The 15,791-nt window shown below is 60.0% G+C and carries 15 protein-coding genes; 5 read left to right on the forward strand and 10 right to left on the reverse strand.

What is annotated here, in order from left to right; genetic code table 11:
- Positions 1-21 precede the first annotated feature (21 nt).
- Entirely contained in the window at positions 22-1,335 is a 1,314-nt protein-coding gene (locus ACNSPV_RS04600) for an SMP-30/gluconolactonase/LRE family protein (RefSeq protein WP_348584428.1), read from the reverse strand.
- Positions 1,336-1,542: 207 nt separating this feature from the next.
- Here ACNSPV_RS04600 and ACNSPV_RS04605 point away from each other — a divergent pair, with 207 nt between their 5' ends.
- A complete protein-coding gene (locus ACNSPV_RS04605; RefSeq protein ID WP_348584427.1) occupies positions 1,543-1,770 on the forward strand; it encodes a DUF1653 domain-containing protein in 228 nt (75 codons plus the stop codon).
- 121 nt (positions 1,771-1,891) lie between these two features.
- On the opposite strand, the gene ACNSPV_RS04610 is transcribed toward ACNSPV_RS04605, so the two are convergent.
- The 3 genes from ACNSPV_RS04610 to ACNSPV_RS04620 form a co-directional block, all read right to left on the reverse strand.
- Positions 1,892-3,262, reverse strand: a complete 1,371-nt coding sequence (locus tag ACNSPV_RS04610; protein ID WP_348584426.1) for a PTS transporter subunit EIIC — start codon at positions 3,260-3,262, stop codon at positions 1,892-1,894.
- A gap of 32 nt (positions 3,263-3,294) precedes the next feature.
- Complete coding sequence (locus ACNSPV_RS04615; protein ID WP_348584425.1) at positions 3,295-4,758, reverse strand: family 1 glycosylhydrolase; 1,464 nt, start codon at positions 4,756-4,758, stop codon at positions 3,295-3,297.
- Positions 4,759-4,931: 173 nt separating this feature from the next.
- A complete protein-coding gene (locus tag ACNSPV_RS04620; RefSeq protein WP_348584424.1) occupies positions 4,932-5,738 on the reverse strand; it encodes a MurR/RpiR family transcriptional regulator in 807 nt (268 codons plus the stop codon).
- Between the two features lie 260 nt (positions 5,739-5,998).
- Between ACNSPV_RS04620 and ACNSPV_RS04625 the strand changes: the two genes are divergently transcribed.
- From ACNSPV_RS04625 to nagZ, 3 genes are read left to right on the forward strand one after another with little or no spacing between them, the layout of a single operon-like run.
- A complete protein-coding gene (locus tag ACNSPV_RS04625) occupies positions 5,999-6,685 on the forward strand; it encodes a response regulator transcription factor (protein ID WP_339394650.1) in 687 nt (228 codons plus the stop codon).
- Between the two features lie 18 nt (positions 6,686-6,703).
- Positions 6,704-8,263, forward strand: coding sequence for a HAMP domain-containing sensor histidine kinase (locus ACNSPV_RS04630; protein WP_348584423.1), 1,560 nt, complete (start codon positions 6,704-6,706; stop codon positions 8,261-8,263).
- Positions 8,264-8,291: 28 nt separating this feature from the next.
- Complete coding sequence (gene nagZ, locus ACNSPV_RS04635) at positions 8,292-9,482, forward strand: beta-N-acetylhexosaminidase (RefSeq protein ID WP_339394648.1); 1,191 nt, start codon at positions 8,292-8,294, stop codon at positions 9,480-9,482.
- A gap of 68 nt (positions 9,483-9,550) precedes the next feature.
- Here the strand turns inward: nagZ and ACNSPV_RS04640 are convergent, their stop codons facing one another.
- From ACNSPV_RS04640 to gltX, 6 genes are all read right to left on the reverse strand, one after another.
- Positions 9,551-9,712 carry a hypothetical protein gene (locus ACNSPV_RS04640; protein ID WP_339394647.1) on the reverse strand — a complete coding sequence of 54 codons (162 nt, stop codon included), beginning with the start codon at positions 9,710-9,712 and terminating at the stop codon, positions 9,551-9,553.
- Between the two features lie 48 nt (positions 9,713-9,760).
- Positions 9,761-10,708 (reverse strand): pectinesterase family protein, encoded by a 948-nt coding sequence (locus tag ACNSPV_RS04645; protein ID WP_348584421.1) that lies wholly within the window; start codon positions 10,706-10,708, stop codon positions 9,761-9,763.
- An 80-nt stretch (positions 10,709-10,788) separates the two neighbouring features.
- Positions 10,789-13,074 carry a SpoIIE family protein phosphatase gene (locus ACNSPV_RS04650; RefSeq protein WP_348584420.1) on the reverse strand — a complete coding sequence of 762 codons (2,286 nt, stop codon included), beginning with the start codon at positions 13,072-13,074 and terminating at the stop codon, positions 10,789-10,791.
- 194 nt (positions 13,075-13,268) lie between these two features.
- The gene (locus ACNSPV_RS04655; RefSeq protein WP_005921956.1) at positions 13,269-13,547 is read right to left on the reverse strand and encodes a DUF4160 domain-containing protein; all 279 of its coding nucleotides are present in this window, start codon (positions 13,545-13,547) and stop codon (positions 13,269-13,271) included.
- Positions 13,531-13,803, reverse strand: coding sequence for a hypothetical protein (locus ACNSPV_RS04660; protein ID WP_348584419.1), 273 nt, complete (start codon positions 13,801-13,803; stop codon positions 13,531-13,533). The genes ACNSPV_RS04655 and ACNSPV_RS04660 overlap by 17 nt, the downstream gene beginning before the upstream one ends.
- A 32-nt stretch (positions 13,804-13,835) precedes the next feature.
- Positions 13,836-15,305 carry a glutamate--tRNA ligase gene (gene gltX, locus ACNSPV_RS04665; protein ID WP_339394643.1) on the reverse strand — a complete coding sequence of 490 codons (1,470 nt, stop codon included), beginning with the start codon at positions 15,303-15,305 and terminating at the stop codon, positions 13,836-13,838.
- A gap of 220 nt (positions 15,306-15,525) precedes the next feature.
- On the opposite strand from gltX, the gene ACNSPV_RS04670 reads away from it, so the two are divergent.
- Positions 15,526-15,783 (forward strand): hypothetical protein, encoded by a 258-nt coding sequence (locus ACNSPV_RS04670; RefSeq protein ID WP_339394642.1) that lies wholly within the window; start codon positions 15,526-15,528, stop codon positions 15,781-15,783.
- The last annotated feature ends 8 nt before the right edge of the window (positions 15,784-15,791 follow it).

Genomic DNA, 15,791 nt, shown 5'->3' on the forward strand with positions numbered 1-15,791 from the left:
CACCTCGTTTTTTATCAAAAATCAAAGATTTGCACTGCGCACCTTTTCGCTGCCTGCAAGGCCGAGATACAGCCTGCTTTCCACCGGGCACAGTGCCGTCACGCTGCCTGCGCCCCGGCCGGAGACCACCCGCTGCCAGCTGCCGTCTGCGGTGTCCACCGCCTCGGTGCAGGGGGCGTCCGCAGGCAGGCTGAACAGCTTCTCCTGCAGATTCCGGCCTGCACGCAGGGCGATGCCCCGCAGCAGAGTGCTGCCTGCATTTTTTTCCAGCCAGCTGCTGCGGGCCCAGCGGTAGCCGATGTACAGGGTCCCGTCCGGGTCCATCGCCAGCGCACCGGGATACCCCGGCAGGCCGGAGACCAAGCTGCTGCAGTTCTTTCCGCCTGCGGTCAGATCCTGCGCATCAGCGCTCACCCTCCACACACAGCGGTTTGCAAGGTCGGAGACATACAGGGTGCTGCCGTCCGGGCTCAGTGCCAGACCGGCCGCACCGGCCACGCCGCCCAGCACCTTCTGCACCGAACGTGCCGCCGGGTCGTACACATACACACAGCCGGTGCCGGTGTGGGCCAGCAGTTCGGTACGCAGGGTGCTCTCCAGCCCGTCCGCGGCACCGGCAGCGGCAGCAACCGCAAAATAGATCCGGCCGTCCGGCGCGGCTTCCACCGCCGAGACGGCCCCCAGCGGTGCACCGTCGATCTGGGTCACCACCTGCTCCACTGCCGTGCCCCAGCTGTCGTGGGCGGCACGGCACAGACTGCCACCGCCGGGCGTGAGGATGCTCAGCCACAGGTCTCCGCTGCCGTCAAAGGCAAAGCCGGTCAGCTCTCCGTCCACCGTCAGCACCGCCGCCGTGTGACCGCCATCGGTGCGCACAAGGTCACTGCTGCACTTTTTCAGCGCGGCACCATTGCAGGCCGCAGCATATACAAGACCATCCCGGGCGCGGATGCAGTCCACGTTCTGATACTCGCCCAGATCCAGCGTGCCCTTATCGTCAGTTGCAAGGGCCGTCTGTGCTGCACCGGTATCCTGCCGTACAGCAGGGGCATCGTACGCCTGCGGCGGTGTATCGATGGGCCGGAACACCAGTGTATATACCAGCGCCAGCAGAATGCACACGCCAAACACCGTGCTGGCCGTGCGGAAGCGCTTGAGCAGGGCGTCCCGCTCGGCAGCCGCCTGCGCGGCATATTCTGCCCGGCGGCGGGCGGCTCTGGCATTGACGCGGTTTGCCCGCCGCAGCCAGCGATCCACGAACAATGCCACCTGCGGCCCGATGGTGAGCGACGCAATGGCAAGGATGAGCAGAAATTCAACAAGTCCGATCCTCATAGGGCTATTTCCTTTGTTTGTCAGCAGTCTTGGCAGGTTTGCCTGCCCTTATCGTTTCAGTATAGCATTTGCGGCGCGGCAGTGCAAGCATCCGCCGCAGACCTTTTTCCGCATCTTTCCTGCAAAAGGCTTTTTTGCTGCATGAAAGTATGCTATAATCCGTTTGGTGATAACATCGTGCACAAACGACCGGAATCGAGGATGAAAATGGAGCCATTCAAATACAACGTTCTGCCGGGCCGCTACCGGCATTTCAAGGGCAATGAATACGAGATGCTGGGCATGGCCCGGCACAGCGAGACTGAAGAGGAAATGGTGGTGTACCGCGCTTTGTACGGTGAGCGCGGCCTCTGGGTGCGTCCCGCCGCCATGTGGTGCGAGACCGTGGAGCGGGACGGCAAAGTGCAGCCCCGCTTTGTGCGCATCGAGGAATAAGCGCCGTGCCGCAGCCGAAAATGCATACAAAAAGAGGTCCTTCCGGGTGCATCCGGAAGGACCTTTTACGTTCTGCTGCGCCCCTGCACGGCGCAGCGTTCTTCATTTACCTGTAAAGCACTTATTCCTCAAAGCCCAGTACGTAGGTCACAATGGCAGCCACCACGATGGCAGTCACGATGGCGATGCTCATGGCGATGATGGTATCTTGGAAGATGGGCAGGGCCAGCACGGTGGAGTAGCCCATCACGTAAGCCTTAGCGCCCAGCAGGCCGGCCACAACGCCGCCCACAGCGCCGCCGGCCATCACGCCGTACATGGGCTTTTTGCGGGGCAGGTTGATGCCGTAGATGGCAGGCTCGGTAACACCGGCCACGATGCAGCCGAATGCGATGGACAGAGCTTCGGCACGCTTCTCAGCGCTCTTGGTGCGCAGGGCCACGCCGATGCAGGCACCGCCTTCTGCCATGTTGTGCAGAATGAATGCGGGGCGGAACACAGCGTCGTAGCCGGGGTTGGTCAGAGCCTGTGCCATGAAGGGCACCAGACCAATGTGCATACCGGTCATGACCAGCCAGGGCAGGCAGGCGGCCAGCAGGCCCACGGTGATAAAGCCGATCTTATCGCCCAGGAAGCTGAACGCGACGGCCAGATAGTTGCCCAGGTAACCGCCCAGAGGAGCCAGCACGGTGAAGCCCAGAATGGAGGTGACGGTAACGGTGCACAGGCCCACCAGCAGGGACTTGAAGATGCCCGGAACGATCTTGTTGAAGAACTTTTCCAGATAGTATGCGCACAGTGCGATCAGCAGCGCCGGCAGCAGGGAGCTGGAGTAGCTCATCAGGCGCACGGGGATGCCCAGCAGGGTAATGGGCTCACCGGCAGCCACCAGCGCGGTGTACTTGCCGTGCAGCAGGGCTGCGGCACAGATCATGGAGTAGATGGGGGTGCCGCCCAGCTTTTTGGCTGCGCCGTAGGCAACAAAGATGGGCATGAAGAAGAAGGCTGCATCCGCAACGCCGCTGAGCAGGGCGTATGTAGCGGTATCGGCAAAGCCTGCATTCACCAGCGTGATGAGCAGCAGCAGCACCTTGAGCATACCGCCGGCCACCAGGCCGGTGATCATGGGCGACACGGCAGCGGAAACGTAGTTCAGCACTGCAACACCTGCGCTCTTCACGGTGAGGGGTTGCTTTTCCTTGGGCACATCCAGATTCTCGTTGATGGCTGCGCCTTCCTTGAGGTCAAAGTCCTTCACGACCGCCTCATACACGGGCAGCAGATTCTTGCCCAAAACCACCATCAGCTGGCCGCCGGCGTAGATCACGCCCAGCACGCCGGGGATCTTTTTCAGTGCTTCCTGATCCGCCTTGTTCAGATCCTTGACCACGAACCGCAGCCGGGTCATGCAGTGTGCCACGCTGGAAATGTTCTCGGTACCGCCCACCAGCTGAACCACTTCCGCAGCCGTTTTCTTTGCGTCAAATGCCATATTGTTTCTCCTTTGCTTTATTTATGATTCCTTTATTCGTTCCAGAGGCTTTCGCCGTTGGTGGCGATGACCTCTTTCATCCAATCGTAAGACAGCTTCTTGCGGCGTGCACAGGTGCCGTTGCCCTTATCGTCCATATCCACATAGATGTGGCCGTAGCGCTTCTTCATCTCACCGGTGGAAAGGCTTACCAGATCGATGCAGCCCCACATGGTGTAGCCCAGGCACGGCACACCGTCGATCACGATCGCGTCGATCATGGCCTTGAGGTGGTCGCGCAGGTAGTTGATGCGGTAGGTATCGTTGATGGTGCCGTCCTCTTCGATCTCGTCGATGGCACCCAGACCGTTCTCCACGATGAAGATGGGCTTCTGGTAGCGGTCGTAGATCTCGTTCATGCAATAGCGCAGGCCCAGCGGGTCGATGGGCCAGCCCCACGGGGTGCTCTGCAGATAGGGGTTCTGGTCTCCGCCGATCACGTTGAACTTGGTCTCGGTGCTCACGGTGCAGGAGCGATAGTAGCTGAAGGACACAAAGTCCAGCGTGCCGCTCTTCAGGATCTCGTCATCGCCCGGCTCGGTGTGCAGGGTCACACCGCGGCGGCCAAACAGGTCGCCGGTGTAGGAGGGGTAGTAGCCGCGGGCCATCACATCGATGAAGAACAGGCTTTCGCGGCGGCACTGCATCTGGCGGAACATATCCTCCGGCTTGCAGGTGGCGGGGTAGATCTCGCTCAGGGCATACATGGCACCAAACTGGGAGCCGGGCATCATCTCGTGGCCCAGCTTGACGGCCTGTGCGCTGGCAAGGAACATGTTGTGCACGGCGTTGTAGTGGGTCTGGTCGTCGGCGCTGGAGGTGCCGCAGGAGGCGTAGCCGCGCACGGCGTTGATCTCGTTGAAGGTGAGCCAGTAGCGGCACCGCATGCCGATGCGCTCAAACAGGGTGCGGCAGTAGTGCAGGTAGCAGTCGATGGTGTGGCGGCTCTCCCAGCCGTTGTACTTCTCGGCCAGAGCGGCGGGCAGCTCATCGTGATGGATGGTGATGAGTGGCTCCATGCCGTGCTTTTCCAGCTCGTCGATGAGGTCCAGATAGAACTTCAGGCCCTCTTCGTTGGGCTGCTGCTCTTCGCCGGTGGGGAAGATACGGCTCCAGCAGATGGAGAAACGGTACACATTGTAGCCCATACCGGCCATCAGCTCCACATCTTCCTTCATGTGGTGGTAGCCGTCCACAGCGTTGTGGCTGGGATAGTAGCAGTCCGGGTAGACGTGCGGCTTTGCGCCTTCCGGGAAGCTCTCGGCTGCAAAAAAGCTGCTGCGTGCCTTGGCAAAGCCGCCGTCTGCCAGCAGCAGGGTGTTGCCGCGCGGGTCCTGCACGGAGCCATCGGTCTCAAAATCGTGGGTAGAAAGGCCGCGTCCGCCCTCCTGCCAGCCGCCCTCGTACTGGAAGTCGGCGGTGGCACCGCCCCACAAAAATCCATCGGGTACTCTCATATGCGTCTCCTTTTCTTCGTCATTGTGCTTGAAAATCGCATTTGCCGTTCGTTGCTTCTATTATATTTGCCCGTAATGGATACATGGGAAATTTCGCATTTTGGAAACAAAAAGCGCGTACATTCGGCAGTTTGCTAAAATGTACGCGCTTTGATTTGTGCAGTATTCCAATATTACCGGTTTTTATGGGATTTTTCGTAGTAACGCCATGCGATCATATCCGTAACGAAGGGAAATGTCGTGCGGTGGGTGTGCACATTACCGCCCCGGTGGAACAGGATGCTGTAGGCCACGCGGGGGTCATGGGCCATTTTTTCGTCCGAGGTGATCAGCACGGTCTTTGCCTTTGTGGTGTTGAAGATTCCCTTATCATAGAAATCCTCAATGGCGTCGTACCGGTTCAGGTACTGGCCGGAATCGCTGAACACGATCAGCAACGTGTCCTCGTCCGCACGGGCAACATTGTCCATCTGCTGGATATCGTTCCGGGGTGCCACAATGAACTTGCCGCAGCGGCCCAGCTTGATCTGCAGATCCATGGCTGCGGTACCGGAGAACATCATGCCCAGCGCAAACACTTTTTTATAGTAAATCAGATCGTCCACCAGCCGGTCAACGGCATCCCAGTCCAGCTGCTGCGCTGTGAGCTGGATGTCTTTTGCGATCTCCTGCGTATACTCCTGCACCGAGTTGGATTCCAGATACCCGATTACATCCACGGAAAAATTGTAGGAGACATGATATTTGTTTTCCTCAAGCCTAGCCGCTTCCCGGAACTCGGCGTAGTCCTCGTAGCCCAGCGCCCGGATGAACTTGGAAATGGTGGACTTGGATACCCTGCACAGGTCCGCCACCTCGTTGATGGCAAGGCTGTGCAGCAGTTCCATATTTTGCAGCATGGCCAGCGCAATGTGATAAAAGGTGGAGTCGCTGCTGGATTCGTTCAGCAGGATCAGAAGTCTGTCGTACAGAATGCCCATGAGCCCGCCCTCCTGTATTCCGTTTTCCGGCAAAAAATCTTATCTTTATAGTATCATATTCCACGCTTTTGTGCAATAAAACTGTCTGTTTTATCCGCTTTGAAACTGCGGCTGTGCAGGGCTGGTTTTCTGTGGTATACTGAGAGTGGGTACGCCCGTGCTTTTTTGAAAAGCGTTCACGCAAACTTCACAGCTTTTTCCTATTCTTGCTGTATGATACGATGGATGAGAAGTCTATTTTCGAGGAAGGGGACTGTATTATGGCTAAGATCCTGATCGTTGACGATGAGCCGCGTATCCGCGAGCTGATCCGTGAACATTTACAATATTCCGGTTACATCTGTGAAGAGGCCGCTGACGGCACTGCTGCGCTGACACAGCTTTCCGGCGGGGCCTTTGATCTGGTCATTCTGGATCTGATGATGCCGTTCATGGACGGCATGACCTGCCTGCGGGAGATGCGTGCCCGCCACATCAACACGCCGGTCATCATCCTGACCGCCCGCAGCGAGGAATACGACAAGCTGGCGGGCCTTGAGGGCGGTGCAGACGACTATGTGGTCAAGCCGTTCTCGCCCCGGGAGCTGGTGGCCCGCGTGAAAGCGGTGCTGAACCGCACCATGCCCAAGCCTGCTGCCGCCTCCGACACCATGACCTTCGGCGAGCTGACCATCGACACCGCCAGCCACACGGTGCGTGTTTCCGGCGAGGAGGTCGCCCTGACTCCCAAGGAGTTCGACCTGCTGGTGTTCCTTGCTTCCAACAAGGGCATCGCCCTCAGCCGTGAAAAGATCCTGCAGAAGGTGTGGAACTACGACTACTTCGGTGAGGACCGCACGGTGGATACCCATGTCAAAATGCTGCGGGGCCATCTGGGCAAGTGCCGCAGCTACATTGCTACCGTGTGGGGCATCGGCTACAAATTCGACCCCGACGCAACGCGCTGATAAAGGAGTGTAGGGTTCATGCGGCACCATCACTCTCCCGGCATCCGCGGCCAGCTGATGTGGTTTTTGTGTTGTATCTGTCTGTTCCTGCTGGCACTGGTGTGGTTTCTGTCCACCCAGCTGCTGGAACCGCTGTACACCAAGCACATTGAAAAGCAGCTGATCACGCAGGCCGAAAACATCACGGCAGATCTGGATAAAGCCCTTGCGGAGGACGAAACGCTTTCCTCCTGGTCCTTTGGCCAGCTTTCTGTAAACACGTCTTTTTTTGACCGGCTGGCCACCCAGCTGTACGCCAGCGGTTCTCTGAACAGCTTTTGTGTGGATATCTCGGATTCCACCATGCGCACCATTTACAAGATCGAGAACCAGTCCTACTGCAACCTGCACGAAACGCTGCTTTCCGACTCTGCCAACAACGACATGATCGTTTCCACCGCCGTGGCCATGCGCAAAAAATGCCGCACCACCGGCGGCTTTGTGCAGACCCTGAACCCGCCGCGGCTGTCCGGCTCCGCCCAGCTGCTGGTGGGGCGCAACACGGCCGGCGGCGAGTATACCGTGCTTGTCACTACCAGTCTTGTGCATGTGGCCGAGGCAGGCAAGATCCTGAGCACCGTGCTGCCCATGGCAGCAGCCGTGATCTTCGCCTTTGCCATGACGGCAGGGTGGCTGTTCAGCGAGTGGTTCACAAAACCGCTGCGCCAGCTTTCCAGCGCTGCCCGCCAGATGGCAATGGGCAACTACGCCGTGCAGGTGGACACCCGCCGCAGCGATGAGCTGGGCGATCTGGCGCAGGACTTCAACCACATGGCAACCGAGGTGCAGCGCTCTTCACAGATGCAGCGTGACCTGCTGGCCAACGTTTCCCACGACCTGCGCACCCCGCTGACCCTCATCAAAGGCTATGCCGAGACGGTGCGCGACATTACCGGCGACGACAAGGCCCACCGCGATGAACAGATGAACATTATCGTGGATGAGACCGACCGTCTGACCGCGCTGGTCTCCAGCGTGATGGAGCTGAGCAAAGTGACCAGCGGCGCGGCAAAATGTGAGCGCGTGCACTTTGACATGGCTCAGCTGTGTGACGAGGTGAGCGAGCGCTACGACGCCATCTGCGCCCAGAACGGCTGGCAGCTGAAGCTGGAGCTGCCGGACGAGGAACTGCCGGTCTACGCCGACCCGGATATGATGCAGCGTGCACTGCACAACCTTTTGGGCAACGCCATGCACCATATCGGCAAGGACGGCATCTTCATCCTGCGGGCCCAGCGCTGCACCGAGGGCGTGCGGATCGAGGTGGAGGATCACGGTCCCGGCATTGCCGCCGACGACCTGCCCTATATCTTCGACCGGTACTACCGCTCCCGCTCCGACGCCGGAAAGCAGGGCACCGGCCTTGGCCTTTCCATCACAAAGGCGATCTTCCAGCAGCACGGCTTCCGCTTTGGCGTGCAGAGCGCCATTGGCATGGGCACCACATTCTGGTTCGTCATGAACGATCTGCCTGCCAACGAAAAGAAAACGGTGGAAGACAGAGGCGGTGAAAATCCCGGGGAAAAGATGATAGAATAAGATATCGTCAAAAGCAGGAGGAGCCTTCATGAAGCAATTTTGGAAAAGAGCGGCGGTCGCCATCGTCAGTTTGGCACTGCTGGCCGGGATGCCCCCCGCGGCAGGAGCCGCTTCGGATGAAGTGGAAGCTGCACTCGCCTCCATGACTCTGCGGGAAAAGGTAGGCCAGCTGTTTGCCGTGCGGCCGGAAGCGCTGGATTTTGAGCAGCGCTCCGGCGGCATGAAGCTGACCTGCTCCATGCGGGAGCATCTGCGCTCCTACCCGGTGGGCGGTATCGTGCTGTTTGCCACCAATATTTCCAGCCAGTCCCAGATGACCGCACTGATCCGGGATTTTCAGCGTTCCGCCGGGAACAGCCTTCTGGTCGCGGTGGATGAAGAGGGCGGCCCGGTGGCACGTCTGGCAAACAGCTCTGCCTTCGACCTGCCGAAATTCCCGAGTGCTTCCGCCATCGGCACCACCGGCGATCCCGAGCAGGCCAGGACCATGGGACGCACCATCGGCGGCTACCTGAAGCATTACGGCTTCAATCTGGACCTTGCCCCCGTCGCCGATGTCAACTCCAACCCCCTGAACCCGGTCATCGGCCGCCGCGCCTTTTCCTCCGACCCGGACGTCACCGCCGGGATGGTCCGTGCTGCGGTGCAGGGCTTCCATGAAGCCGGGATGCTCTGCACGCTGAAACATTTCCCCGGACACGGAGACACCCTTGAGGATAGCCATGCCGGGACTGCCACCAGCACAAAGACATGGGAAGAGATGAAAGCGGTGGAACTGCTGCCCTTTGAGGCCGGCATTGCGGCCGGAGCCGATGTGGTCATGGCCGCACACATCACAACCCCCAACGCCACCGAGGACGGCCTGCCGGCCTCGCTTTCCTACACGATGCTGACCGAACGTCTGCGCGGCGAGCTTGGCTTTACCGGTGTGATCTGCACGGACGGGCTGGGCATGAAAGCCATCACCGACCATTATTCTCTGGCAGAGGCTGCCATTGCCGCTCTGGATGCCGGTGCCGATCTCCTTCTGCTCCCTGCCGACCTGCAGGAAGCCTTTGACGGTGTCGTTGCCGCCGTGGAGTCCGGCCGGATCTCCGAGGAACGGCTTGACGAGAGCGTCCGTCGCATCCTGACCCTGAAGGAAAAGGCCGGTCTTTCGCTCCGGGCCAGTACACCGGCCGACACATTGCTGGACCGGCTCTCCCGGCTCTGGAACTGAGTTCTCCCAGAAAAGCCAAAACGGCCTGCTGCTCAGCTGCAGCAGGCCGTTTTTCTGTTACGGGCCGATTACGAATTGGAATCTGCTGTGTGATAAATCCCAAATGTATTATCCGGTGCGGGCATTTCCACCCGGGAGGCACGATCATTCACAGCCCACATCATCCAGCCCATTGCAGCCAGTGCCGCCAGAATGATGAGCCATTTGACAAAATTCGGCAGTTTTTTCATAAAAGATCCTTCAAATCCGTTTTATACTTTATTTTATATTTTTCGCTTTTATTCCGGTCTGCAAAGCTTCCGTGCACATCTGAGCAGCTCTTCGGCCTGCTGGCTGTCCAGCTGCTTCACCCATGCACCGCGCGCTGCTGCGCCCTCGCCGGTGCTGCCCGCTTCCGCAAAGCAGGCAAGGTCCGAGTCGGTGCGGCTCTGCCAGGGCGAAAAGCCTTCCGGTGCAATGTGGGCTCCCAGACGGCAGTCCAGCACGGCAGTCTTTCCGGTGGGCCTCCATGGCCTGCCCAGAAACACCGTGCCTGCCGGGCAGTCGTCCGAAACAAAGTCGCAGTCCCAGAACACAAACCCGAGGCCATCGGCACGGCCCGAGGGAGCTGTGACATAGCTGGCGGGCAGGTGATTGTTCACGGTGCGGATGGTGCACTGCTCAAACAGGGCGTCCGCACCGCCAAAGATAAAATCGATGTCCCCTGCGATCTGGCAGTGCCGGTAATACTGGGCAGTCGGGCGGCGGGGCGCAAGGCCGCGCGGGCCCAGAAAGCCGTCCTTCTCCCGCTCCTTCTCCGGCAGAGGGGCGCAGAACAGGGTGTCCTGATTCCCCAGCAGCCGCACATCCGCAAAAAACGCGCGGGCGCTGTCCACGTAAGCCGCCACAGCCTGACCCACCTCGGCCCCGGGACCGGCATCATTCTCGATGGTCAAATTTTCCACCCGCAGACGTTCTCCGCTGAAAAACGCCGTGTAGCTGCGGAAGGTATGGGTGGGCCTGCCGTCCGGGTGCGGCAGCCTGCCGCCGTCGCCCCACACGATGCGGGTATTGTCCATGCCTGCACCGAGCAGGGCAATGTTCTTTTTTTCGCAGACCAGCTTTTCCCGGTAAGTGCCCGGCCCGATATGGATCTCTGCCCTGCAGTCATACGGCACGGCCAGCACCGCTTCGGACACCGAAGCAAAATCGCCGCTGCCATCCTGCGCCACGGTTATGGTAAGCATCTTTCTGCCCTCCCGTTTTGTTTCTATGCTTCCATAGTATACCTTCTTCCCTGCCGAAAATCAACGAAGTTTGTGTGAACTCAGCACTTTTCCAGCCGCAGCACCGCCGCCGTGATGTCGTCCGGCCTGCCGGTCTTTTGGGCACGCACACGAGCCGTCTCCACCAGCGTCTTTGCGATCTGCTCCGGCGGCTCCCCTGCTGCTGCCGAGAGCTCCAGCTGTTTTGCCACCCAGCCCGGGCCATCCACCAGAAGGCCGTCCGACACCAGCACCGCATAATCCCCGGCCGTCAGATGCACCACCCGGCTCTGACCGTTCACCCCGCTCAGGATCCCTACCGGCAGACTGGCGTCCCCCACTGCCCGCACCCGCCCGCCGTGCACAAGGAACCCCGGCGCTGCCCCGGCCTTGAAGAGCCTTGCCGTGCCGGTGTATAGGTCCACGCTGATGAGATCCAGCGTAGCCCCGCTCTCATCCTCACTTTTCAGGGCAAGGGCCACGTTGACCAGCCTTGCCGCCAGCTCTGCGGTAAAGCCCGCCTTGAGCAGCCGGGCCGTCAGCTCGGCGGCAAGGTTGCCATCCACGGCTGCAGGCCTGCCGGTGCCCATGCCGTCGCACAGGATCATCTGCGCCGCTGCCGGGCTGCAGAACTGCTGCACCGCATCGCCGGAAATGCTGCCCCGCGCCGCCGCGCCTGCCATGCCGAACACCGCCCGCAGGGCAGGCTTTTCACAGAACAGCAGGGTGGTCATTCCCTTGCAGGAGAGCACCTGCGGCACTTCCAGCGTGCGGCGGCAGATGCGGCCCACCTCCCCGGCCAGTGCGGCCAGCTCCTGCGCGGAAAAACGGGTGCGCGGCAGCGTGACCGCCGCGTGGGTGCGGCCCAAGTCGTCCAGCGTGACGGCGCACTCCTGCGGCGGGGTGCCAAGGCCTGCAAAAAAGTCCGCCACCCGGCCGGATTTATAAGGTTCCGGGTCGCCCGGACGGCCCAGCTGCTCCCCCAGCACGCCCAGCGCTTCGGCCACCGCGCTGTATTGCTCGGTCAGGGCGGTGCGCATGGCTTCCGCGTGCAGGCGGGCCTCCTTGCGGCTGCGGTACAACGCAAAGGAGCGGCTTGCGGCTGCACACAGTGCCGCCGGGTGGATGCAGCGGGATAATTGCCCGGGCAATTGGGCGGTTTCCAGCCCGCCGTTCTGCTCCAGCAGCGGGCGCAGTGCCTCCATCCCCTCCAGCGTGGCGGCATACTCCTGTTTCCAGCAGGTATCCCGCCGCCCACAATTAAAACAGAGGGTATCATGCGTGTTGTCGATCACCCACCGGAAATTTTCACGCCGGTGCGGCAGCGTGTCGTAGACATCGTTCACGGTCTCGGCCAGCGATGCAAGACTCTGGGATACCTGTTCCAGCCGGGTAGCGGCAACGCTGTACTGTGGGCGCTGTGCCTGCCGGGGCGGCGTCTTGTCCTCCGGCTCCGGCACGAGCCACCGCGCCGGCATCAATGCCATCGCCGTGATGCCGATGCAGACGTTCAGCAGGTACTGGAACGCGCTTCCGGGCGGCTGGACACAGAGTGCGCCGGTCACGCAGCCGCCCGCATAGGCCGCGGCTGCTTCCATCCGCCGCCCGGGTGCCAGCACGGCTGCTGCCGCCGTGGCACAGGCAAGGCCCGCCGCCGCAAAGCTGAGGGCCGGGTCTGCGGCGCACAGGGCTGCCCCCAGCACCGCGCTGGCGGCAAGGGCCGCCTTGACCTGCGCCTTACTGCACAGGTACAGCTCCAGTGCCGCGCAGGCAATGACCCCCGGCTGCAGCTGCCACAGCTGCACACTGCCCAGCGCCGCTGCCGCTGCAGCCCCTACCAGAAGCATCCCGGCACCCGGCTTTTCGGGCGCGAACTGCCGCAGACAGAACCCGATGGCTGCAGCCAGCAGGGCATCTGCCGCACTGTAGAGCACCAGCTCCGTTCCTTCTCCGCCAAAGGCAAAGCACAGCGCCATTCCGACCAACGTGCCGCAGCCCGCCAGCGCAGCCGGGGCCAGCTTTCTGGTTCCCATCCACCGTGCCGCCACCGCAGCGCCCAATGCGCACAGCATACAGACGCTGCGCAGCGAGAGTGCGCCAAACCCGTGCAGCAGCATCCCCAGCGCCGCACCTGCCGCGCAGGGGGCAAAGCAGTCCTCTGCAAAGCCCAGCACAAAGCCCAGACCAAAGGGCATCAGTGCCCCGTACAGAACGGCCCAGCCGCCTGCAAATCCCACTGCCACCGCCGCCAGCCTGCGGGCTGCCGGGCGCAGCTCTGCCCGCCGTGCCAATGCCGCCGAACGCCCGTCCTGCCGCCCTGCTGTTACCAGACCCATCCGCTCTGTCATAAAAAATTCCCCGCTTTCCGGCGGGGTCCTGTTGTTCTGTGCCCCGCGCTTTCTGCATATACTGTAGCGCGGGGCGGCGGCGATTTTTAGCGCAGTGCAGTGTTCTGCCGCAAACCGGCCCAAAGACGCAAAAAAGCCCTGCGGCATCCAAAAACGCCGCAGAGCTTTGTGTTATTTTGCAAAAAATCAGCCGTTCAGCAGAAATAGCGGATCTCGCCAAAAAAGGCTGTCCATTTTTCGATCACTTCGCCGCTGCGGGCCTCAATAACCGCCATAATGTTACGCAGCACCCGGGGTGGGATCTGGGAGTTATTATTGCACAGATAGCAGCCGCCCGCCTTGGTGATCCAGATCTTCGTGGCGTTGCTGTTGGGTGCGCCCTGCGCAACGTGCACATGGATCGGCTCCAATGGCTCATTCTCGTTGGCCCAGAAATAGACCCAGTAGGAACCAACCTTAAAAACCTGCGGCATTTTCCACGCCTCCTTCTTGGGAGAACCGCAAGATCAGATGCGCGGTAGACTCCACGATCTTCTGATACCGCGCGATCTCCTCGGGCGTGAAGCCGTGTACCTCCTGCCAGTCATAGCCCGGCAGCCAGCACACTGCTGAGTGGAAACAATCTTCTGTATCCGGTTTTTCAAGGTACACCTTTACCCGGCCATCGGGCTTCATCTCGGAATGCACGATCTCAGTATCGTCATCCAATGTCATAAACGGGTACATCATAGGTTCCACCTCCCAGATCTCTGTACTTATGCTTAACCGTTCAGCTTTTCAATTGCCGCATTGACGCGGGCAAGGGTGGTCTCACGGCCCATCATGCAGGCGAGGTCGGTGCCGCCGCCGGGGGTGCGCTGCTTGCCGGACAGGGCAATGCCCAGCGGGTAGAGCAGCCAGCCGTTCTTTTTGCCCAGCTCTTCGGCCTTGGCCTTGCAGGCATCAAAGACGGCATCGCGATTGCCAAAATCCAGTGCCTCATCGCTCAGCACCGGCAGCAGGGCTTCCAGTGCCTCTTTCGCCGTTTCCGGGGTGGTCTTCTGCTTTTTGTTGGCATACAGGCTCACGTCATACTCCGGCATGACATCAAAGAAATCCAGCTGCTCGGGGATCTCGCCCAGCACCTCGCAGCGGGGCTGCAGGTTTGCACACAGCAGCTTTTTGTCAATGGGGGTATGCACGGCCTTGTCGATCCACGGCTCCGCCTTCTTCTGGAACTCCTCGGGGGACAGGCGGCGGATATATTCCGCATTGATGGCCCGCAGCTTGAGGGGGTCGAAGATGGCGGGAGACTTGGAGATACCGTCCGGAGACCAGATCTTGACCAGCTCCGGCAGGGAGAAGATCTCCTGCTCGGCATACTCGCCCTTGGGGCTCCAGCCCAGCAGGCAGATATAGTTCAGCACGGCCTCGGTCAGGTAGCCCTTTGCCACCAGATCCTGATAGCTGGCGTCGCCGTTGCGCTTGGACAGCTTGTTCTGGGCGTCCTTCATCACCGGCGGGCAGTGGATGTAGGTGGGGATCTCCCAGCCAAAGGCCTGATACAGCAGGTTGTACTTGGGGGTGGAGGACAGATACTCGCTGCCGCGGATGACGTGGGTGATGCCCATGAGGTGGTCGTCCACCACGTTGGCAAAGTTATAGGTGGGCATACCGTCGGTCTTGATGAGGATCTGGTCGTCCATCTCGCTGTTGTTCACCTCGATATGGCCGTACACCACATCGTCAAAGCCGGTCACGCCCTCGCGGGGGATCTTCTGGCGGATAACATAGGGTTCCCCGGCGGCAAGGCGCTTTTCCACTTCCTCCTTGGGCAGGTCGCGGCAGCAGCCGTCATAGTGGGTCATCTCACCGTTGGCGCGCTGCTCGGCATGCAGAGCTTCCAGACGCTCCTCGGTGCAGAAGCAATAGTATGCCTTGCCCTCAGCCACCAGCTGCTCGGCATACTGCTTGAACATGCCCATGCGCTCACTCTGCACATAGGGGCCCACGGGGCCGCCGATATCCGGGCCTTCGTCCCACAGCAGGCCGGTCTCCCGCAGGGTGTTGTAGATGACATCCACCGCACCCTCCACATAGCGGCCCTGGTCGGTATCCTCGATGCGCAGGATGAAGGTACCATCCTCGTGCTTTGCCATCAGGTAGGTGTACAGGGCAGTGCGCAGGTTGCCAACGTGCATATAACCCGTGGGCGACGGCGCAAAACGGGTGCGGACTTTATTGCTCGGCATAGAAAAACGCTCCTTTATTCTCATGCAAAAAATTTGCGGATAGCTATGTTTTATTGTACTGATTCTGCGCTGTTTTGTCAATGCGGGATAACATCATACATTCACATCTAATCCTTTTCCTTTTGTTCGCAATATGCTATACTTGATTCAATAAATCGGAATTTGCTACGTTGGTTCATCAAGTACTCATCGTTCAACTTTTTTGCACAGGAGGTTCACCATGCTGGAACGATTCTTCAAGTCACAGGTAGCAACGGTTTCGGATTCAACCTATTGCCACCGTATTACAGATGCTTTGACAGCGGCTGGAATCAAATGCTATTGCAAAACCAAAGATGTGAATCAGCGAAGTGTTTTTGACGCAGCACGGATGCGAGCACAAATCGGGACTTTTGGAATAAAGCCTCGGTATATTACAGAGATTTTTGTAGACAAAGAAAATGCAGAACTTGCTTCTCATATCATTCATACCCTGTAAAATTCCAG

Origin of the sequence: Faecalibacterium sp. 3, from assembly GCF_048323735.1 — a bacterium.
In the GTDB taxonomy this organism is placed as follows: domain Bacteria; phylum Bacillota; class Clostridia; order Oscillospirales; family Ruminococcaceae; genus Faecalibacterium; species Faecalibacterium wellingii.